The sequence below is a fragment of the Caballeronia grimmiae genome (assembly GCF_022879615.1).
Taxonomy (GTDB): Bacteria; Pseudomonadota; Gammaproteobacteria; order Burkholderiales; family Burkholderiaceae; genus Caballeronia; species Caballeronia grimmiae.
The window spans coordinates 2,815,591-2,836,049 of sequence record NZ_CP084271.1; the positions used below are offsets into that span (position 1 = coordinate 2,815,591).

The window sequence follows — 20,459 nt, forward strand, 5'->3', positions numbered from 1 at the left end:
CGTAAATTTTTTGCGATAGACGCTTGCGCTTTTCGAAATACTCCCGCTATAATTTCGCTTCTGTTGGGGGCGTTAGCTCAGTTGGTAGAGCAGCGGACTCTTAATCCGTAGGTCGAGTGTTCGAGTCACTCACGCCCCACCAAAGAATTCAAAGGGTTACAAGCACATTGCTTGTAACCCTTTTTCTTTTCCCAGCTCCATGTAACCGCTGTGTAACCCAATTTGGTCAACACGCGTCAATACAGGGCACAGGGCGCGCCCCATTAAGTTGTGAGCGCCACGAATGGCCTGGTTTTGCCAACGAGCGCCACGCTTGCTTGTGCGGCAGAACTTCAAGCTGACCAGCTTGGACCCGCAACTTGCTCAGCTTAGACGGCTACACGTTCTTGCGCCCCACGCTGCGACAGCAATCCATTCCCCACGATTTCTCGCACAAACCAGTCAGTCCGGCCGCAACCGTCATGCGCCATCAAGCGATTTTCTCCCGGCAGTGGGGTGCAAATACCCCACCACCCCACTCTTGCGCGCCGACTAGCAACCCACCTGATGATTTCAATACCGTGAAGCGACGCCATGAAAAGCGAAACGCACACGCGAACCTGACTATCAAAACTGCCGCTGGAGAAATGACTATGCTGACGCAAGAAAAACAGAACGACCCGAGCGCCTCTTTCATGCAAACGATGATGAGCCTCTTTTTTACTGATGAGGTCACACCGTATTCCGGTCGAAAAGAAGTCGAAGCGCTCCCGCCGATGGAGACTATGGTGCTCGGGTTGATGTGCCTGGAACGGACGTACAACAGCCAACATTTTAATAGTCACCTTCGCTTTACATACCGCTCGTTCAGCAAACGGGAGTGCGACATCCTCGCGGAAGTCGGCATCCTGGGCCTGGTAAAGCGCGGATACCTGCGGCCTGCTTCTAAACGAGCTGAACGGGCCATCAACGAGCGAAACGACGGAGTTTGGGGCCTCGGAAACGTGCCGTTCGTCGTGACGGCGAAGGGTGCTCGCCGCATCGGCTACTTGGTCGCCAACCTCCGTGGCGGCCTCTACAAGGATGTCGTGATGGAATTGCAGTACGAATCGCGCGAAGCCGCAAAAGGCTGGCGAGCCGATGCACCCGCCTAATCGGCCACTTCCAAACGACTCCATGGACCTGAGTATGATTGCCCCTCCTCGCCGCCGACATCGGCGTTGAGCCGCCGGAACAACCGATTCTCTGATTCTCGTTGGCACTACACGACCGGACAGAAATATGCGCACATCCAACAGACCGGCGTCCATGATGCCGGAATTCGAAACCCTAGAAGAATTCTCGGTTGCGTCGGAAGTCAGCGAAGCCACGGTCACCGTGAAGCTGCGTCGTATCCTTAACCACAAGCCGACCCGGTTCAGTCCCGCGCCATACTGTCTCGACCTGACGGTCGGGAGCATTTGTCGTCAGCATTACGGCATTGATGAGCTGCGTGCCCGCGAGGCCGCTGCTCGGTTCTTGCTGACGCATATTAAAGGGGTTGCTCCGTCGCTGCATTGAACGCCGCTTGCTCGCGAGAAAGCCGCCACGCGAGCAGTGGCTCCCCAAACGGGCCGCCCCATGCCCAACGACCTGAGTCGAAAGGCCACGGAAACGGCGGGTTCCGTGGCCGCCTAACCAGACTGACCAGCTTGACCGGGATTTCTCTCAGTCCAAGTGGTCGAGCAGTTGCATCAGGTCAGCCGGATGCTTCATCAAGTGATAGCTCCAGCGACCGAATTGACCCTCGCGATTGACGGCCTCGCACCACCGCTTGGCTGCCGCTTCTTTTACGAGGGCGTCGTCAATCACCTGCCCCTTGATTTCGACCACCAGCTTTTCACCGGACGCCAGCTCGACGATGAAATCGGGCAAGTAGCTCCGCTTGTTGCCGTCTTTCCGATACGGAACGATGAAGCCGAGATGGTCGTTCTTGACCCAAGCTCGGACCCGCTGGTGCGTATCGAGGCAATAGGCCGCGCTCTGCTCCCACTTCTTGGTATCCGCCACCATCGCGTTCAAGTGGCTGCGGGTGACAGGCCATAGGTCGCGGCCAGTGGCGAACTCAACAAAGCGTGTCGAACGCATACCCGCTGCGCCTGCCGGGATATTAGGCCGCTCCTGAGCCTGTCCGCTCTCATCGACGGCCTGCACGTTGTCAATGATGCAGCCGACCGCTTTGCTGAAATACGGGTTCAACGCTACATCCTGAGGCGCGCGGTTTCCCTTGCAGACGAGCTTGGTCGCAAGGAACTGCTGCGCATAAGCCAGTAACTGCGGGAAGAGGCGATGCGTAGGAATACTATCGCCTTTTTCTTTCTGCCACTGTTGAACGAGTGTGCTTGCAAGGGTGAAGGCGACCTGCTGTACGCGAACACGTGCTCGCCAGGCTTCCAACGTCACCAGTTCCGCTGCACCCGGCCCATACGCGGCAAGGCGGCCATCAGCCCCTGCTAGCCCCATCATGAGCGTTGTGTCCGGCACCTCAAGCGGGTCCAGCGTAAGCGTGGGAACCTTGGCCCAATCCAACGAAATTCGAGTGATGCCGGGGTCAGTGTAGCCTTCGACCACGGGGAACGTGATTTCAAATTCTGCCTTGGCTGGGTCAGCGTATATCTGATTCGACGGCGGCGTTGGAGGTGGTGCGCCATCGCCTTCCACCTTGAATGGAATCAGCTCGAACGGGACGCCGAACACCTTGGCAGTCTCTTCCCGGAAGAAACCAGTGGCCTCGTCAATGGCGTATGACGTGCGGCGCAGGGCACGCCCGACGACCTGCTCGCATAGCAGTTGGGAGCCGAACGGTCGCAGGCCAACGACGTGGGTCACTGTGTTGCAGTCCCAGCCCTCCGACAGCATGGCCACACTGATGATGCACCGCACGTCGCGTCCAGGCGGAATGCTGGCGTCTATTGTCATTAAGCCGCTGTCTTCATCGTCCAACGCCTTGCGGTTGTGTTTCTCGACGAGTGCTTCGTATTCCTCGGGGATATGGCCACCAGGCCAGACAGTTTTGCCGACAGTGTCCAGCACAAAACGCAAGCGCCGAGCTTCGTCGCTACCGCTCGCACCTGAGGCGATGTCCTCCGCTATCTTGCTATCCACGCGAATGGTATTTTCCTGGCCGGGCGAGTTGCGGAACTCAATCGGCGACTGGCCGTAGTCCGGCTTACCATTGGCCAGCCACTCATACAATTCCCTGGCCAGCGCTGTATCGCGACATACAACAATAAAGACAGGCGGCACATCGGTTTTGCGGAATCCCTCTTTGAATTGGGCTTTCCACATATCCAGTGTCTTGCGCCATTCGTCGGCGAGCTGCGTGACGGGCGTAGTCGCATAGCGCATCACCATGTCCGGTGTGAGCTTCGCCTTGCCGCCGCCGTCTTGTTCGATGCGCTCTTGGACCCAGCGCCACACGTTGAAGTAGGCGGGCGTCTCGCCACCAGTGATGTCCTGGGTTGGCAACTGCGGGATTTTTACCAGTCCCGCTTCAATGCCCTCCAGCAAGCTGAAGTCGGATACCACCCAAGGGAAGGGCTTGCCCACTTCGTTGCCGGAGCCTTGGATGAAGAACGGGGTGGCAGACAGGTCTACGCAGAGGCGCACGCCGTTCTTTGGTCCATTCAATGCCTTGTTGATGCGGTCCAGGCCTTCAATCCAGACGGTGGCCTCGCGTGCATCGGCCTCAGCGGTTTCCTCGTCAAGTGCGTAATCATCGTCGAGTTCAGCCTTGCCGCGCCGGTAGGCGTGGTGGGCCTCGTCATTCATCACCATGATGGCGGAACCGCGCCCTTTGCGATTGCCTAGCACCCGGCGCAGGAATGCAGTGTCGCTCTCGTAGTATTTGGTTTCCTTGACCTCGAAAGCCGTCAGAACACCGTGGCGGTCTTTAATCTCACCGATGATTTCAAAAGCACCCGTCACCGCCTGCTGCCGGATGTCGGCCTCAGTCAGTTGGTCTTTGCCACCCAACTTGACCGTGCGACGCTTTTCTACAGGCGTGCCCCGCTTTACCACCTTGGCTGACGTACCGTTGACGTCGGAAAGCTCGCGGCGTTCGAGGTTGTGCCAGTTAGTGACGAACACTTCGCCCCGACGTAGCTCGGGCATGCGATGCAATGGGACCAGCTCACGAGTGCGATAGAGACTGATTTCGTCCAGACTAGGGTCGAGTTCGTGCAGCCGGTCGCGGACCGTGACGTTCGGGCAGACGATAAGCACCGTGTCCGAGTAATTCGGATTGGTGGAATCTGCCACCTTGTTAAGAATCGACCACGCGGCCAGCATGCCCATGACCGTGCTCTTGCCCGACCCAGTGCACATCTTAACCGCGTAGCGGATGAATGCCTTGTACCCGGCTGCCCTGGCATCGTCGCCGGGCTCATCGGTGGGAATGCGGACGCCTTGTTTGAGGTCGTCCGGCCCTTCTACGATAAGGATTACAGTTTCGACCGCCTCAAGCTGGGCGAAGAAAAGTCGCTGCTTGCGGTCGGTCGAGCGCCACAGAGCTATCAGCTCCCTGGTGACTTTCGTCGCGCCGCTGTATTCACGAGCACGCCATTCCTTGAGGCGCTGACGGATGAGGTTAGGTATATCGAGCAGGTACTCATTGCCTTTTGCATCCTGGTCGAAGAGGACGGTTTGCTTCTTGGCCTTCTTTCCACGGCCGGCATGCTCTGGAACTCGGAAGAAGTAGCTGGCAGGGCGACGGCCTTCGCGTTTTTGTGGTTGCTTCCCTTCCTCGATGTGCCAGTGTAACTTCGGCTCCTCGAATGGCGAATTGATGATGGGTGCTTCGACGGCGTTGATTTGGGACATTGCTCGCTTCCTTAGGCAATGTGTTCAATAACGCGCATCAGCTCGTTACCACGCTCGTCAATCACCTTGACTGCGATACGGCGACGCTCGCCGAGCACAAACGGCTCGCTCGTGGTTCCTGCCAAATGTGCCCACACCGATTCATCGAAATCAGCCTTCAGAGATTTCTGCAGATTGTCCCAAGCGCCGGTCTTGGGGAAGAAAACCTGGGTGGCATAAAAGGAGCCCGACGGGTCGTAGTCGGTGTCCAGCATCCAGCACGGCAGATTTTCTCCTTCCACCGAATCTTGTTTCATGTTGGCGGGATTGAAGATGTCTAGACCCATCACATTCACCTGATAGAGCGCTTCGCCCACGCTGTTCTTCTGCGAGAGTTTGGTCAGCTTCACGTCTGGCAGGCCGGTCACCGAGAAGATTTCCGATGCGCGGGTGGTCTTGAGCAGGTCGCTCATTGCCACGTCCGGCGTCACAGCCACGTAGGTGCAATGAATTCGTAACTTGGGTGCGCCGTCCTTGTTGCGCTCTTCGATGAGTTCACGCGCCTTTGCCTGAATGGCGAAGGCGAAAAAATACAGTTGGTCGTAACGCAGGAAGTGGGCTTCGCGCGCAGCCTCGAATACCATATCAGCCGAGATAGCGCCGGATTCGGGGCCAAAGACTATGGCGATACGCTTACCGTCTGCGTCAGTGGCCTCTGCGTGCAGGATGTCACTGTCGCTGGTGCGACGAATCTGCTCCAGCACCAGCTCCCGGTTGCCCGGCAGGCGCACGGTCTTGGACTGGCGTAGCACCTGGGTCATACGTTCGATGTGGGTAGCTGCGTCGCTATACCCGCCGACAGTTTCGCTGACGGGCTGCCCTGCATTTTCGCCCTTTACCCCGGTCGTGCTGTCCGGCGTCTCTACTGCCTGCGCCGGAGCAATGGTCGCTTCGACCACAAAGGGACCGGCAACCCGCACCACGTCCTTGCGCTCTTCCGGCTTGTCTACTAATACGACCGTTGCCGGCGGTTCCCCATTCGCAATTGACTTCAACGTGATGTGCGGGACAAGTCCCCCCACCTCCTCACCCTTGCGGTTTTGCTTGCGCTGATAGGCGAAGCCACCTGCTGGGCCGAGTTTCGGCTCCTTTAAGTCGTAGTAAGGGAACGTGGCGGTCAACAGGCGTTGGCGAGCCAAGGCCAAGGGCACCCTAGAAGTGTCGCAGGTAATCCAGCGGCGGCCCCACTGCTCGGCAACATAAGCCGTCGTGCCGGAGCCGCAAGTCGGGTCAAACACAAGGTCGCCTGGTTCCGTGGTCATTAGAATGCAGCGCTGAATTACCTTGGTCGTGGTCTGGACCACGTAAAGCTGCTTACCAACAAATCCACCAGACTGAGTGTCCTCCCAAACATTGGACAAACGTTCGGGCGCGTCAGCCCAATATAGCTTGTATGCCAATCCATTACCGGATTCAATAATCCGTCCTTGCCTAGCTAGCTCTTCCATCCCTTCTAAGTGGGTCTTCCAATGATTATTGGCGGGAGGAAGGTATGACTTCCCATTAAATTTGAATAGTTGCGGCTGATTTGTCGCACCCGACGAGACAATCGGGCCGTGACGAAATATTTTCGCCCCGTCAGGAAGAGCAATTTCTCTGCGTCGCTCTTCGGGCGTCATTCGACGATATGACCCATCAGGAAGCTCCAGCCAAACGTAGTTTGGTTCGTCCGCAGGAGGGATATGCGAAATCTGAATCTGCTTATTGAATTTTACTTTCGTAATATCCTTGGCGTACCAAAGCAGAAAGTCAGAGACCGACCCTAGACGTTCCGCACTTTGACCGCCGGTTTTTCTAAAAATGATGAGGCCGCAGTAATTATCTTTATCAAATACGTCGTCCAAGACCTCGCGGACGTGGTGCAGATTGTCGTCAGAAATCTGAACAAATATGCTGCCGCTGTCCGCCAACAATTCTTTTGCTAACAAAAGACGGTCACGCAAATAAGTCGGATACGAATGCAGCCCTAATTCCCACGTATCCCGATATGCTTTAACCATTTCCGGTTCACGCGTCATCGCTTCATCGACACCATGCTTCACCTCGCGTTTGCGCACGAAGGGCTGGAAGTTCGAACCAAACTTGACGCCGTAGGGCGGGTCGATAAACACCATCTGCACTTGCCCGCCCACGCCCTCGAATTCCAGCATCGAATTCATGACTTGGAGGCTATCGCCCAGAATCATACGATTCTGCCATGGCCCTTTGTGTTCATAGGCGTCCAGCCGGTCGGTCACGTCCAACTGGGGGTCGCCGAAAAGGTCGAGATTGGTACCTTTGGCCTTGCGGCTCTTGATGCCGTCCAAGATGGCTTTGGTCGAATGCCGCTCGTGTACAAACAGTGGAGTGGTCGGCACGCTAAGTTGATGCCGCTCAGCTTTCCCCGCCCAGTTCAGAAAGGGCTTTGAGAGAGTGCGCAACAGTGAAGCGCACCGGGTTTTCCGGAGACCTCAACTCCTGAGAGAATGAGGAAATGGAAAGCATCGACAAAGCAAAACGCAAGACTGCGCCGAAGTATCCGACCGAGGTTCGCGAGCGCGCGGTTCGCATGGTGTTCGAGCACCGTTCGGAATACGCTACGCAGTGGGAAGCGATCCAGTCGATCGCCGCGAAGATGGGCTGTTCGCGCGAGACTCTTAGAAATTGGGTCCGTCAGGCTGAGAGTGATCGTGGTGTGCGAGCAGGCCCCTCGAAGCAAGAGCAAGATCGAATTCGCGAGCTTGAACGAGAGGTCCGGGAACTGCGCCAGGCGAACGAGATCCTGCGCAAGGCCTCGGCGTATTTCGCACAGGCGGAGCTCGACCGCCGACCGAAGTGATGATCGCTTTCATCGACGATCACCGATCGGTCTACGGGGTCGAGCCGATCTGCAGAGTATTGCCGATCGCCCCGTCGACTTACTACCTGTACGCCTCCCGCCGCGCCGATCCTCGTCGGCTACCAGCGCGGCAGCAGCGTGATGCTTTGTTGTGTCAGCATATCCGTCGCGTTTGGGAAGAGAACTTTCGAGTGTACGGTGCGCGTAAGATCTGGCGACAGTTGCTGCGCGAAGGTTTCAGAATTGCGCGTTGCACCGTTGAACGGTTGATGAGGCGGCTAGGTCTGCAGGGTGTACGGCGGGGTAAGTCGATGCGAACCACCGTCAGCGATAAAAACGCACCTTGTCCGCTTGATCATGTTCAGCGTCAGTTCAAGGCGTCAAAGCCCAACGCACTGTGGGTGTCCGACTTTACCCTTGTCGCGACCTGGCAAGGCTTCGCGTATGTTGCCTTCATCGTTGACGTGTTCGCGCGACGCATCGTGGGTTGGAGAGTGTCAAGTTCAGCGCGCACCGATTTCGTACTGGATGCGCTGGAGCAGGCCCTACATGAGCGCCGACCAGCCGAAGGTAACCGTTTGGTACATCATTCGGACCGCGGGTCGCAATACGTTTCTATTCGGTACACGGACCGGCTAGCTGAAGCAGGGATTGAACCGTCAGTTGGAAGCGTAGGCGATTCATACGATAACGCACTCGCCGAAACGATTAACGGCCTCTACAAGGCAGAAGTCATTCATCGCCGCGGCCCGTGGCGCAATGTGCAAGCCGTCGAACTGGCGACACTTAGTTGGGTGGACTGGTTCAATCACCGACGTCTGCTTGAACCTATCGGCAACATCCCACCGGCCGAGGCGGAAGCTCGTTACTATGAGCAACTCGCTGGAATGCCGATGGCTGCTTAACTCCAGCAAAACGGTCTCCGAGGTTCCCGGTGCGCTTCACAGGCCCGCCGCCGCCTGGAGAGACTGCACCTGAACTCCGCCTCCTTTCCAGACTTGCGGAGACTGAAAGACCGCCGCCTCGCCCTCCTCCGCGCAGCGGGCAACCAGGCCATCAGCCACTCGCCGAGTTCGCGTTCGCGGTTCTCGTCCCACGACAGTGCCGGGTCAAGACTGGAGTCGTAGCTGTAGACCCGGTTCGGCCTCTTGACGCTGAACTGGTCCTGAACACCTACGTCAGGACGTTGCACCGCTTCTTGTTTATGCTGGTATTGGGCTGACGTGTCGCTCACCGGGGCTCCTTTTTGCCATCGCTGGTCATCTGACTAACCTCAGATGATAGCGCCTCGGCGTGGAGCGGTCATTCATTCGCCGAGGCGCAGTTCAGCGGTACAGCCAGGCAGGCTTAAATACCATCGCCCATCCAGCCATAATCGTTTGACAACCAGGGGTTATGGTGCGTGTGGATGTCGGTGCCGTATGGGCTGCCGCCGACGTCGACGCCGCCGTAACAGTCACCGGTCATCGGCAGACCGGTTGCGGGGTTAATCGGGGGATGTGACATGATTGCTCTCCTATTGAGCAGTAGGTAAATGCCCCGCCGAAATCAGCGGGGCGGAAGAAATCAGTCGTCGCTCGGGAGCATGAAAGTCACGACTGGCTCACCGTTATCTCCCGGTCCAATGACCATCAGCAGCGTTATCGGAGTGCGACACACCTCATCCCCACCGCGCGGCACGCGATGGTGCTGAAAAGGCATGCGGTTTCCCGTGTGATGGCGAGCCAGGGTAATGGCAGCCCACAGTAGGTCGTTCAAGCGCGCGGTCTCGTCTTGGTGGATTTGTCGGGCGCTGTCTTCGTCTGACCATGCAACCACCTCTGCCCAGACCGCAGCCGTGATTGCGACCGGGACTTTGAAGCCCGCTTCGTTCGCTTCTGCTGTCGCGTCCATCAACGTGCCATCCCCGATTGCCTGCGCGCGCGTATACACGGAAATGACCTCACCAAAAATGTCTTTCAGACCGTCTCGTTTTTCCATAATGCGTTCTCCAAACTGACCGGGTTCCAAGATTCCGAGCCCCCTCACGTTCCCGGATGCGGCGTGGGGTTGGTGCTGCCGTTTTGCTACCGTCCGTCCTGAGTTCGTCGCCCTGGCGTGCCGGGACACCAGGCGAGAAGGCTGGATGGCAAGGGCACGCCCAGAAGCCGCAGCCCCGCAGGGGACCGGGTGAGGACGTGCGCGGAGCGCTGGAGGCCCTTGCCATGCAGACCGCCTGGGGTACGGTCGCCGGTTGGGTGGCGGCGAAATCAGGAAGGACGGTGCAAGCACCAACCTGACGACGCAGACGCTGTCGCGGCCACAGGCCGCGACCTATGCGCGCTAGCCGCGTGTGGCCTGCAAGCCAGAGGCGCGCAGTCGGAGCGAGAAAGCGCGAAGACGTAGAGGAGCCGCGACGTGACCGAAGGGCATGGCGTGGGGCAAGGGCGTCCAGCCCGCTGCCCAGGTCAGCGCACCGGCCCCCAGGCTGGTCGATGGGCTGCTGGGGGGAGCCGTCGCTCGCTCGTGTCCCCAGACACGAGAGGTCGGCCTACCGACCGGCAGAGCGATGGGGGGCAGCATGCCCCGCGCCCCGAGCAGCGCGCGGGTAAGGAGGCTGAGTCAAGCACAGCGCAGACCAAAGCCGGCGTCGCGTCCAGCGGCAACGGGCAGGCCCCTTACCCGCGCGCAGCGTGGGGCGCCCGCCGTTTAGGACATGCGCTACGTTCAGTAGCGAAAATGCCCGGCAAAACGTCCAGTTTTGTGAAAAGGGCATGGTGGCTCGCCGCGATAGCGGCTTCGTCTTCCGTGTTCGCCCTCCGCCGTCTGGGAGGTCGAACACGGGTATGCAACGTCCTGGCGCTATACGAAATATCGACACCTTTTTTGGAGATACTTCGTGAAGGCCCGCGACGGACGCATCATCGCCAGGGAGCAGGAGCAACGACTGTTAATTTCGCTCAACAGATTTGGGTTCTTGAGAACCCGGGATTGCGCTGCCTTGAGGGCGGTCTGGTCCAGCGGCGCGACCAGCGAGCCAAGGCTGGAAGCGCCGGTCGCCACGGCGTCGGATGTGCGAATGGCACAACGCACGCTGAGACGGCTTTTCGATGCCCGGCAGGTACTGCGCGGACAGGGACCGGACGGCAGTGTGATTTACTCGCTGTCAGAGGCGGGGGCGCGCCGGTTGCAACACGCGGGGATTACGGCATCAACAGGAAAGGACCTCGTGCGGGCGTTTAGCTCTGCTTATTTCCGGCACCGCACGATTGCAAATATGGTTGCCATTCGCGCGCTCCGGGATGGCTACAAGGTATCGACGGAGCGCGAGCTCTCGCAAGGCAAGGGCCTCGGTGGCGTCGAGGGCATCGCGGGGAAGAAACCGGACGTTCTGTTGCGTGGGGCAGATGGCAAGCTGTGGCTCGTTGAAATCGAGCGTTCGAGAAAAAACGCGAAAGAATATGCCAGGTTGCTGAAATGGCTCGATTGCGTTGCCGCCGATGTGACCAGTATCGCGGGCTCGAAGCTGCTGGGCAATGGCTTGAAATGGGGCAAAGTCATCTTCGTCTGCACGCGTCCATTCCGTGCGAAGCTCACGCGTGACCTAGTTGCAAAGGGCTGGAAAAAAAGTGCGCTCGATGCGCTCATCACTTTCTCAACGGAGCTATACAGATTCGAGGACATCGTCTTTTCCTGACGACGGGGCAGCGAACCCGGTCCACGCGTCAGCGAGGCCATGAACGGTGATGTACCTGCGGAGCAGACCGTACCGCTTGTACTCGTGAACTCCTTGGCCACGGCTTCTTAATTCGGAAGCGGTAGTCGTGCGGAATGCACGTTGCTGAAAGCATCGCGGTCGCCGCATGAAAAAGAGGATTGGGCATTGCCCCAGCCGAAGGCATTCGGAGGGGGCATTGCTTTTTGTGCGTCAGTTTCGGCTGAAACCCGGTCACCCTGGTCATCACGGTCAGGATGGCTTTCGCCTAGTCGTCGCTCTGAAACCTTGGCTTACCGGGCCTGGTTTGCGTCATCACGCGCGTCCGCAATCAGCAGACAGGCCACACGCCACCGGCGGGGCGTGTGCCCAGCCCGCTGATTGGCTGGCGCGGTAAGAAGAATGGGGTAAGCCTGCACGGACTACGCCCCATGAATGTGCCATTCAGAATGCGACTCGGGCGAAACTGATACAGGCATCGCCCGGAGATGCATTCCGGCCGGTTCAGTGGGCAAGCGACTCGGTCACTTGAATTCCGACTTGTACCGAACCTCTTCTAGTACGGTCGCCGCTCGAAAATCTTCCTGGTCGCTGGAAAGCAAGTCATTCCACGACTCCTCAATGTATCTCGCAGCGGCGGTTTGCTGGCCGGCGAAAGAGGCACCTTGCGCCTCCATCTTCGCGACTAGCGCGAACAGTACCGCAGACGACTCAGGAGACATGAACCCCCTAACGGCGAATGCGAGGGGCACCGAAGTTCGGCGAATCAACATAAGCACGCCGTTCGTGAACAGCCTTTCTTTGTCGTCGTTTTTCAGCCAAGACGGTTGATTCAAAGGCTTTCCCTGCGCGACTTCCCTATCTATCTGACTAGCAGATTGTCGGTAGTCAGCGCTGTGGACCTGAGCTTTGCCCTTGAGCATGAAGAAGATGATTACGCACAAGAAGATAATGATTACGATGGCCATGTCTTTATTCTGGAAGAATTTTTAAAGTTATTGGTATCTCTCAGCGCGACGCCTTACCTCACCCCGACCAATAATTGAAAGCATTGTAACCATAAAAAGCGGCAGCCGTCGCGTCGCGACCTTGGCCGACCGTCGGCGTCCGCAGCACACTGAACATCGATTCTGGAGTTAACCCGGTCGGTCTGGTCAGTACGGTCAATGCCAGGTCCCGTACGGCTCTCTCTTGGTTTTCAGACGAAGCATAGGCTAGGCTTACCCGGGCCTGTCTGCTGATTAGCAGGCGCGGTAAGAAGAATGGGTAAGCCTGCACGGGCTACGCCCGTGATTGCATCTGGCAACGCGATGGTTTGCTGCCGGTCACTGCTTTCCTGGCTGCCACCGCCCGCGCGAAGCGGGCGAATGAATACATCGACGCGCATACTCGCCGCTTTCAAAGAGAGAATCGCAAGGTGCTTTCATTCGTTGATGGAAAGGCGGGCAGCCAGGATGTGATGCTCATGGCGAGATACCGCACCAATTACGACATCCAACCACCGGCAAGACGGCCGAGGCGCAATCCCGTTTTTTCCCGTTCTGTTCCTATTTCGGAAGTTGCTGGGTCCCGCTTTTTCCCGCTCCGTATATACGATACGGGCGGGAACGGGACAGACTCCGGGGCAGGCGGAAACTGCTCTATTTACGCCAAAGCCAGCCGTCGCAGGAACCATATATTCCGCAATCGACAAGGCCGACCACCGCAGCCCTGGCACGCTCGTTTCGCTTGCGTAGTTCGCAGTTCAGGCGCGATGCCACCAGCCGAATAGCAGCCTCGATTTCAAGGCAAGGATGGCTCGAAGGTGCGTCGCCTTTCCCGAAGTCGCGCGACTCGCGCAGCGGCTCCGCTAGCGTATCGAATGCGATACGCTGATTAACTCCCTTCGGAAGCTTCACGCATCGAACTGCTTCGGCTTGGTCGTTTGCTTCGACGACGCACGACGCAACTGGCGTACCGTGCTCGTCATCGCCGAGCACCACCTCGCGCAACATGAAGGCGTGGCGTTCGCCGTCGGCATCGTCCTTGCTCTTCGCGACACCCCACTCGCGTCGAACACCATTGCGCGCGACTTCGATGGCGGCGTCAAGCGCGGCGTACAGACTACTATGACCGCGCAAACCCTTCGCATCGTTTTTGCCGGTATGGTGGACGAGCAACACCATACCGCCGAGCCGACGCTGCATGTCTTTGCACGCCTCAATGAGATGCCCCATGTCCACACTTGAATTCTCATCCGCGCCCGGTGCAGCGCGGTTCAACGTGTCGATGACGACCAATCCGTTGCGACCACCTCCGGCCAGCACGGCCTCACACATGTCGGTTACGTCTCCCTGCTTGCGCAGGTCGAACGACTGCGCAACGAAGTGCAGACGGCTCGGCAGCTTGCGCCGCCGGTCAATGCGCCACGCGTTGGTACGCTTGCCGAGACCTGCCTCGCCCTCAAGGCACACATAAGTTACGGGAGCCGCGGCCACGCGCCGCCCGAACCAGTCCGCACCGTCCGCGATGGCGGCGCACATATCGAGCACCAGGAACGACTTGCCGGAACCTGATGGTCCATAGAGCGCACCGAAGCCGGAAGCGGGCAAAACGCCTTGAACCATCCAGCGAAGCGGCGGTGCGTCCAGCAGGTCGTTCGCCGATAACAACCGATAGCGCATCGGCGGGGTTCTGGCATCGCGTAAGAGGTCCGCTAGGGCCTCAGTGCCGTGCTCTGCCTCGTAGTCGTTTGCATCGTAGTTCTCCGGCTTGTCGACTGGCAGCTCGACCCACGCGCATTTCATCTCACGGGCGATGGCTTCGGCATCCGCTTCCTTGCATCGGTCCGGTACGATGACGATACGTGCCGCTGGGAACCGCTTGCGCAACAGCTTCGCAACGGACCGGGTACGGACTGCGCCGAACGTGACCACGGCAGCCGCGTGAATATTGGCCTTGGCGCATGCCCATGCCTGACTGAGGCCTTCGCACACGAACAGTATGCCGTCTGCCGGTATTTCGCCGACAATGAACAGGCCATCGTGGAACGATGTCCCCGGTGCGTTGAGCTTCTTTCCCGCGCCTGATGCGGGAATGAACTGGACCGTGCAGAGCATGCCGTCGAACGAGCGGACTGGAACCGCTAGCCAACCGGCAACGCGTTGCCCGTCGATGGTCAGTGTGTCATTCGCCGGGACCACGCGCAGGCCATCCGGCGTCCCGTGCTTCGTCACGATGTAGGGATGGTCAGCGCTAGCTGGCGGATAGCCGTCGAACGTTGCAACGAGGTCAGTGCGCGGCTTCTGGGTAGCATCGGAACCGTTCGTCATTGCACGACCTCCCCGCTGAGGAGTGCCTGAATGTCCGACACGCGCCATGCCAGACGACCGTTGATACGGACGGGGCGAATGGGGCCGTTCTCAAGACAGGCCCACTTGCGCAGGGTTTGCGGCTTACGGTTCAGCGCGGCGGCGGCCACGTCGGTCGGGATGACAGCCTGGATGCTGCCTTGGGTAAAACGGGGCGAATTGTGGTTGTTTGCGTTCATGTCAACGACTGCATCTTGCCGTGCTCAGCGGGGCTCGAATGTCTGTTGATAACGCGCCGAATTCGTTTCAACATTCATCCGAGCATTCCGCTGTGTGCGGCGGTTTTCTTCGGCGTTGACGAACTATCAAGTGGGGATACAGTGGGGTCGCAAGACTGGGGTGGTGGGGTATTTGCGCGGCACTACCTACCGGCGAATTTGTTTCGGTTCGCTATTACAAGCCGATTGCTTTTGCTGGCTGCCTTCCAGGCATCGTCAAACGGAGAGTCGCCTCCTCCGAACAGGTCGGGATGCTCAGACTTGCACAGGTCACGAAGCGCCTTTTTGCCGCCATTATTAGGGATTTGCTGGCGCGGATACCCCAGTTTGTCGGCCATTTCCTCGATGGCTCGAATCTGTTGTTCCCGCTTTGTCGTACCGCCATCGTGCTCGCACGGGTTTCTCGGTGCCGAATCCGCAGGCTGTATTTGCTGGCCAGAGAGCGGGGTGGTAGCTGGCTTGCCAGCCGGTTGGGCATCGGGTGCTTCGAGCGGCCAAACATAGCCATGCTGCGCGCACCAAGCGCTGATGTCGGCGTGCGAAAGCATCTGCTTGCGAGCTACCTTCGTCACCGCGATGGCATCGTGGTCAATCGCATCGGTCAGCGCTTCATCCCATTTGACAAACACGTCGTCATATTGCGGGGGCCAGAGGTCGGCGTCTTTTGTACCCGCAATGAGAATTTTTGCGGCCCTGCTGCGAGACAACCAAGCCTGCCGGTCATAGGCAAGTATCCAGGTAGGGATATGCCTCCCGTCGGGAAAAACCCGCCCCTTGGAACCTTCGTCATCAGGGCGCGAAACGGCAACGTCATTACGGGCGAGGAATGGATAAATGTCTGATGCATAGAAACCAAAGCGCTCGAATGTCGGTCGAGCTTCGTTGTTGGGCATGTCGTCGGCATCGAACAGCGTGCCTTGCCTTGCAAACACATTGAGTTGCTGCAAGAGATGCAGGCGGGCTCCCATGTCCAGCGGAAGTATGATGCCCGATTCGTCGCGGCGACGGATGTGGTTGATGCCCGTCGGGTCGCTTTCTAGGCGCGACACCAGGTAGCGAGCGGCCTCGTTATCGGATTCTTTTTCAGCTTGCCCAATTTGCGGTAACAGCTCCCATAGACTGATAAATCGACCGCCGCCATCGGGGCGGCTAACAGCTTCACTCACTCTGTACCCTCGCACGAAACTTCGTAGTGGCAGGTCACGCCTGCCGTTGTGAGGGGCGTTTTTCGGCCCCTCGGTCAAATGCGACCGCCGCCTATTCTAACGGCGTGAGTTCGGCGGTTTCATCGGCGAATGCGGTTTGTGTCGAATGTTCCGGCTCGAAGTCGATACCTGCTTGTTCAAGCATCCACGCCTCAATCTGGTCATGCCACTTGCGTAGTAGGTCTAGCGAGCGGCGGCGATAATGTTTTTCGACAATCGCACTCGGCTTGTGTCCTTGGATTTGCGCCACGATACCCACAGGCACCTCACACCACTCGGCCAGCGTGCCGAACGAACGGCGCAGCCCGTGTACCGAGACATGCGGCAAACTAACGTCGTTGAGCGCCTGGTTATGCGCCGTGCGAGGCTCCACCAGCCTACCTTTCGCTGCATTCGGACTTGAGAATACCCATTCGTTACGGCGGGGCAACTTCTTCAGCAAGGACGCGAGGTAAGGTGTCAGCGGAATAGTCCGCCCCGTCTCCTGCTCTACCTTGTCGCCAATGACTAGCCTGCGCCACTGAAAGTTCACATCAGTCCAGCGAAGGCCTGCCATTTCCTCCCGACGTGCACCGGTTAGCAGCAGGGCTTGCAGGTACGCCGAAATAACTGGATTGCCAATCTGGCGGACAGCGGCAAACCACACCGGCAATTGCTCGCGTTCCAAACAGTCCCCATCCTTCGCCTGCGAGCGCGGCACCGCCTCCTTCACACTGCGCGCTGAGTAGGCATCGGTCGGGATAGTGCCCCGGTAGTCCGGTACCTCCCCGGCCCAGCGGATAAAGGCCCGCAGCAGGCGAAACGCAAGCGCCGCCGAAGTCGCGCGGGATTCAGATTCAACCGCCAACCACTCAGTCACACGTTCAGCAGTCAGCGCGGACAGCTTCAACGGCATCAAGACGGCAAGCGGTCCGGCTACCGTCTGCCCCCCACCGCGCTTTCTATCTGCGCCTCCAAGCGCGGCAAGACGTACATGGTCGGCATAGCTGCGGTCACTCCAGTTGGTCTTGCGAGCCTCTAGGTAAACCGCCCACGCCTCGCCCACGGTCACATCCTGTCGCCGGGCTTCAGCCTTCCGAGCCTCACGAGCTGCGCGCTGCTCGGCTGCTTCCTCTCGCGGGTCCTTTCCTGCGTCAACGAGGCGTTGCAGGCGACGCCCCTCATCTCGCGCATCGTCAATACTCCAGTCTTTCGGTGAGCCAATCGTGACGCGGACCGTGCCTCCGTTTAGCTTGCCTTGGTAGATATAGGACAGCCCGCCCGCTGCCGTTGCGCGTAGCCCCAACCCGGACGCCCCGCTATCCCAAATGAACGCTTGAGACTTGCCAGCGGGACAGCTATGCCCGCTAACACGCCCTGCCGTGAAATTGACCTTTGCCATCGTTACCGTCGTGTGGATGCTGGGTTACATAGTTTTCATGTAACCGCTATGTAACCAAATTATGGCAATTTCAGTCAATATATATCTACAGACCTATGTAACCAAAACCATCGAAACCCTTTATTCACGGGGCACCCGCGGATTTTCATGAACTGCGGTCAACGCTCAGGAACATCGACTTGCTCGGACTCTTAATCCGTAGGTCGAGTGTTCGAGTCACTCACGCCCCACCAAAGAATTCGAAAGGCCGGTTCAGCGAAAGCTAACCGGCCTTTTCTTTTCTGCTGCGCGTCTCGACACTTCGACTGCGCGAAACCGTCCCGCTCGACGGCACATCGTGCCCGGGACTTTGTTTATCGGCGCCCCACGCCAAGATTTCCAGGCCCGTCCTAGCCTGCTCGCCCCTCGAATCGCGCTTGGCAATCGCTTGCTGCGCCGTCCCGCCGAAACAACAAAGTCGACCAACCGTGCGACATCAATTCCCATCGACACGAAGCCACGCTGGACCTGCGCTCGTGCAACGAACTCTGGAAGGGAACGGCGACGGCGCATGGCATTGAAACGTGCTTCAACGCCGGCATTCTCGTTCAATGCATCGCGAAGCAGATCACGAATACGCTGAGCGACAAATTCTTTGATGACGCCGGCCGCACGAGCCAGCGACTGCTCGCGACAGGCGGCAAGACCATGCTGCCGCACTGCCCGCCCTCGTCCAACTTCGACGCCGACCAAACCGCCGGCAGGTGCCCACCGCCCCCTTCCCTCAAACCACCTCCGCTCCCCTCTTCTCCAACAATTCCCGCAGCACGGACCGATGGCATCGCGCCTCGTTTTCGCAGTAACACCCGACCGACAGATTCGTCGTATGCGACAGCGCGGCCAGCAAATCCAGCGATTTGCTCGCGTCCGGCTCCGCCATCGCCGCCTTGAACTTCTTCACGAAGTCGCGCCAGTCCTTGTCGCTTTCCGCATGCAGCGCCTTGGCCACCAACTCCGGCGACGGCGACAGATTCGGATACCACACGTCATAGAAATCGCGGCTTGCGAACTCGGACTTCGGCACGCCGCGCGGCGGACGGCGGACCGTGCCAATACGCAAGCCTTCGTCGTCGGCGCGCGGTGAGCCGAGCCGCACGATTCGAATCGCCATACCTCGTCTCCTTCGAATTTTCTTGGGCACAGCATACCCGCCACCGATCCCACGAAACCACTGGGGCCCGACCGCCGATTTATCTCAATCACGCTAAATTCGTAAAAAGTCGCGCCAAAAAAGGGCACGACGCCCAAATGATGGGCATTCTCCTCGACTCCGCTAAAATATCGGGTTTTCCCGAAGGAAGGCGCACGCGAGCGCCGAAAGGAGACTTACCGCAATGTCGTTGTTCCGCAAGAAAAACATCGAGCACATGCTGGCTGGCGCGCACAGCACCTCTCTCAAGAAAACGCTCGGTGCGCTCGATCTGACCTTCCTCGGCATCGGAGCGATCATCGGCACCGGCATCTTCGTGCTCACCGGCACGGGCGCCGTGCAAGCCGGTCCGGCGCTCATGGTGTCGTTCCTCGTCGCAGCGATCGCCTGCTGTTTCGCCGCCCTCGCCTACGCCGAGTTCTCATCGACCATTCCCGTCGCCGGCTCCATCTATACCTACTCGTACGCGACGCTCGGCGAACTCGCGGCGTGGATCATCGGCTGGGATCTGATGCTGGAGTACGGGCTCGCCACGTCCGCAGTGTCAGTCGGATGGTCGGGCTATCTGCAATCGCTGCTTTCCGGGTTCGGCATCAGCCTGCCGACCGCGCTGACCGCCGCGCCCGGCGCGTTGCCCGGCCACGTCACGTACTTCAACCTGCCCGCGTTCCTCGTGATGATGGTCATCACGTGGCTGCTGTCGATCGGCGTGAAGGAATCGACGCGGATCAACAACATCATGGTCGCGATCAAGGTGACGGTCGTCCTGCTGGTGATCGCGGTCGGCGTGTTCCACGTCACGCCGGCGAACTGGCATCCGTTCATGCCGAATGGCTGGTCGGGCGTGTTCGGCGCGGCGGCGGTGATGTTCTTCGCGTTCATCGGCTTCGACTCGGTGTCGTCGGCGGCGGAAGAGGTGAAGAATCCGAAGCGCGATCTGCCCATCGGCATCATTTCGTCGCTGGCCGTCTGCGCGGTGCTGTACGTGGCGGTGGCGGCGGTCGTGACCGGCATCGTGCCTGCGGCGCAGTTCGCGAGCATCTCGCATCCGGTGTCGTACGCGCTGCAAGTGGCCGGACAAAACTGGGTCGCGGGTTTCATCGATCTCGGCGCGGTGCTCGGCATGCTCACCGTCATTCTGGTGATGAGCTACGGCCAGACGCGCATCATCTACGCGATGTCGCGCGACGGCCTGTTGCCCGCGAAGCTGTCGAGCGTGCATCCGCGTTACGCGACGCCGTTCTTCACGACGTGGCTCGTCGGCATCTTCTTCGGGCTGATCGGCGCGCTGGTGCCGCTCAACGTGCTGGCCGAGCTGATCAACATCGGCACGCTCGCGGCATTCTCGATGGTCTCCATCGCCGTGCTGATCCTGCGCCGCACGCATCCCGACCTGCCGCGTGCGTTCCGCTGCCCGGGCGTGCCGGTGGTGCCGATTCTCGCGGTGGCGTCGTGCCTGTTCCTGATGTTCAATCTGGCAAAGGCGACGTGGATCGCGTTCGTCGTGTGGCTGCTGATCGGCCTGGTGATCTACTTCGTCTACTCGCGCCATCGTTCGGCGCTGGGCCGCGCGGCCGAGCGCGCGCCGGCGCCGAAGCGAGAAACCGTGACGCACTGAACGGCCCGCACTCTCGATCAACAACGCCGCCCCACGGGGCGGCGTTTTGCATTTCAGGGCGCCGGCCCCGCAATGAAACCGGCGATTGCACGGGCGTGCGCCTAATAG

At 59.1% G+C, this 20,459-nt stretch carries 15 protein-coding genes, 1 tRNA gene, 1 pseudogene and 1 other annotated feature; of the genes and pseudogenes, 7 read left to right on the forward strand and 10 right to left on the reverse strand.

The window, feature by feature from the left end:
• The first annotated feature begins 66 nt into the window (after positions 1-66).
• From LDZ21_RS13485 to LDZ21_RS13495, 3 genes are all read left to right on the forward strand, one after another.
• Positions 67-142 (forward strand) — tRNA-Lys (locus LDZ21_RS13485).
• A gap of 217 nt (positions 143-359) precedes the next feature.
• The gene (locus LDZ21_RS13490) at positions 360-1,133 is read left to right on the forward strand and encodes a hypothetical protein (protein WP_244793705.1); all 774 of its coding nucleotides are present in this window, start codon (positions 360-362) and stop codon (positions 1,131-1,133) included.
• A gap of 127 nt (positions 1,134-1,260) precedes the next feature.
• Positions 1,261-1,539 carry a hypothetical protein gene (locus LDZ21_RS13495; RefSeq protein WP_244793706.1) on the forward strand — a complete coding sequence of 93 codons (279 nt, stop codon included), beginning with the start codon at positions 1,261-1,263 and terminating at the stop codon, positions 1,537-1,539.
• A gap of 147 nt (positions 1,540-1,686) precedes the next feature.
• Here LDZ21_RS13495 and LDZ21_RS13500 read toward each other — a convergent pair whose 3' ends face one another.
• Together LDZ21_RS13500 and LDZ21_RS13505 are read right to left on the reverse strand one after the other, a co-directional pair.
• Complete coding sequence (locus LDZ21_RS13500; RefSeq protein ID WP_244793707.1) at positions 1,687-4,839, reverse strand: BPTD_3080 family restriction endonuclease; 3,153 nt, start codon at positions 4,837-4,839, stop codon at positions 1,687-1,689.
• Positions 4,840-4,850: 11 nt separating this feature from the next.
• The gene (locus LDZ21_RS13505) at positions 4,851-7,184 is read right to left on the reverse strand and encodes a site-specific DNA-methyltransferase (RefSeq protein WP_244793708.1); all 2,334 of its coding nucleotides are present in this window, start codon (positions 7,182-7,184) and stop codon (positions 4,851-4,853) included.
• 167 nt (positions 7,185-7,351) lie between these two features.
• Here LDZ21_RS13505 and LDZ21_RS13510 point away from each other — a divergent pair.
• Positions 7,352-8,601 (forward strand): IS3 family transposase gene (locus LDZ21_RS13510; RefSeq protein WP_425306854.1). Its coding sequence is split into 2 segments (ribosomal slippage): positions 7,352-7,664 and positions 7,664-8,601, totalling 1,251 coding nucleotides; the frame shifts between segments, so codons are not numbered across the junction.
• Positions 7,654-7,770 (forward strand) — a sequence feature (AL1L pseudoknot). (Overlaps the previous gene by 117 nt.)
• 442 nt (positions 8,602-9,043) lie before the next feature.
• Here LDZ21_RS13510 and LDZ21_RS13515 read toward each other — a convergent pair.
• Positions 9,044-9,202 carry a hypothetical protein gene (locus LDZ21_RS13515; RefSeq protein ID WP_244793710.1) on the reverse strand — a complete coding sequence of 53 codons (159 nt, stop codon included), beginning with the start codon at positions 9,200-9,202 and terminating at the stop codon, positions 9,044-9,046.
• Between the two features lie 60 nt (positions 9,203-9,262).
• Entirely contained in the window at positions 9,263-9,676 is a 414-nt protein-coding gene (locus LDZ21_RS13520; RefSeq protein WP_244793711.1) for a DUF6573 family protein, read from the reverse strand.
• An 898-nt stretch (positions 9,677-10,574) separates the two neighbouring features.
• On the opposite strand from LDZ21_RS13520, the gene LDZ21_RS13525 reads away from it, so the two are divergent.
• Complete coding sequence (locus LDZ21_RS13525) at positions 10,575-11,372, forward strand: hypothetical protein (RefSeq protein WP_244793712.1); 798 nt, start codon at positions 10,575-10,577, stop codon at positions 11,370-11,372.
• 542 nt (positions 11,373-11,914) lie between these two features.
• Here the strand turns inward: LDZ21_RS13525 and LDZ21_RS13530 are convergent.
• From LDZ21_RS13530 to LDZ21_RS13550, 5 genes are all read right to left on the reverse strand, one after another.
• Complete coding sequence (locus tag LDZ21_RS13530; RefSeq protein ID WP_244793713.1) at positions 11,915-12,358, reverse strand: hypothetical protein; 444 nt, start codon at positions 12,356-12,358, stop codon at positions 11,915-11,917.
• Positions 12,359-13,030: 672 nt separating this feature from the next.
• Entirely contained in the window at positions 13,031-14,701 is a 1,671-nt protein-coding gene (locus tag LDZ21_RS13535) for an AAA family ATPase (RefSeq protein ID WP_244793714.1), read from the reverse strand.
• Entirely contained in the window at positions 14,698-14,919 is a 222-nt protein-coding gene (locus LDZ21_RS13540) for a helix-turn-helix domain-containing protein (RefSeq protein WP_244793715.1), read from the reverse strand. The genes LDZ21_RS13535 and LDZ21_RS13540 overlap by 4 nt, the downstream gene beginning before the upstream one ends.
• A 182-nt stretch (positions 14,920-15,101) precedes the next feature.
• Positions 15,102-16,124 (reverse strand): hypothetical protein, encoded by a 1,023-nt coding sequence (locus tag LDZ21_RS13545; RefSeq protein ID WP_244793716.1) that lies wholly within the window; start codon positions 16,122-16,124, stop codon positions 15,102-15,104.
• A 91-nt stretch (positions 16,125-16,215) separates the two neighbouring features.
• Positions 16,216-17,544, reverse strand: a complete 1,329-nt coding sequence (locus LDZ21_RS13550; RefSeq protein ID WP_244793717.1) for a tyrosine-type recombinase/integrase — start codon at positions 17,542-17,544, stop codon at positions 16,216-16,218.
• Positions 17,545-18,099: 555 nt separating this feature from the next.
• Here LDZ21_RS13550 and LDZ21_RS31400 point away from each other — a divergent pair.
• A pseudogene (locus tag LDZ21_RS31400) lies at positions 18,100-18,180 on the forward strand (hypothetical protein); the annotation flags it as partial.
• A gap of 127 nt (positions 18,181-18,307) precedes the next feature.
• On the opposite strand, the gene LDZ21_RS13555 reads toward LDZ21_RS31400, so the two are convergent.
• On the reverse strand, positions 18,308-18,694 hold the full coding sequence (locus LDZ21_RS13555) for a DUF488 domain-containing protein (RefSeq protein ID WP_244793718.1): 387 nt from the start codon (positions 18,692-18,694) through the stop codon (positions 18,308-18,310).
• A 223-nt stretch (positions 18,695-18,917) separates the two neighbouring features.
• Between LDZ21_RS13555 and bcaP the strand changes: the two genes are divergently transcribed.
• A complete protein-coding gene (gene bcaP / locus LDZ21_RS13560) occupies positions 18,918-20,351 on the forward strand; it encodes a branched-chain amino acid transporter BcaP (RefSeq protein ID WP_244793719.1) in 1,434 nt (477 codons plus the stop codon).
• Positions 20,352-20,459 lie beyond the last annotated feature (108 nt).

Bases quoted from the DNA above. Each gene is read 5' to 3' on its own strand.
- LDZ21_RS13495 (WP_244793706.1), top strand. From the start codon at position 1,261: ATGCGCACATCCAACAGACCGGCGTCCATGATGCCGGAATTCGAAACC.
- LDZ21_RS13500 (WP_244793707.1), bottom strand. From the start codon at position 4,839: ATGTCCCAAATCAACGCCGTCGAAGCACCCATCATCAATTCGCCATTC.
- LDZ21_RS13515 (WP_244793710.1), bottom strand. From the start codon at position 9,202: ATGTCACATCCCCCGATTAACCCCGCAACCGGTCTGCCGATGACCGGT.
- LDZ21_RS13520 (WP_244793711.1), bottom strand. From the start codon at position 9,676: ATGGAAAAACGAGACGGTCTGAAAGACATTTTTGGTGAGGTCATTTCC.
- LDZ21_RS13530 (WP_244793713.1), bottom strand. From the start codon at position 12,358: ATGGCCATCGTAATCATTATCTTCTTGTGCGTAATCATCTTCTTCATG.
- LDZ21_RS13535 (WP_244793714.1), bottom strand. From the start codon at position 14,701: ATGACGAACGGTTCCGATGCTACCCAGAAGCCGCGCACTGACCTCGTT.
- LDZ21_RS13540 (WP_244793715.1), bottom strand. From the start codon at position 14,919: ATGAACGCAAACAACCACAATTCGCCCCGTTTTACCCAAGGCAGCATC.
- LDZ21_RS13550 (WP_244793717.1), bottom strand. From the start codon at position 17,544: ATGGCAAAGGTCAATTTCACGGCAGGGCGTGTTAGCGGGCATAGCTGT.
- LDZ21_RS13555 (WP_244793718.1), bottom strand. From the start codon at position 18,694: ATGGCGATTCGAATCGTGCGGCTCGGCTCACCGCGCGCCGACGACGAA.
- bcaP (WP_244793719.1), top strand. From the start codon at position 18,918: ATGTCGTTGTTCCGCAAGAAAAACATCGAGCACATGCTGGCTGGCGCG.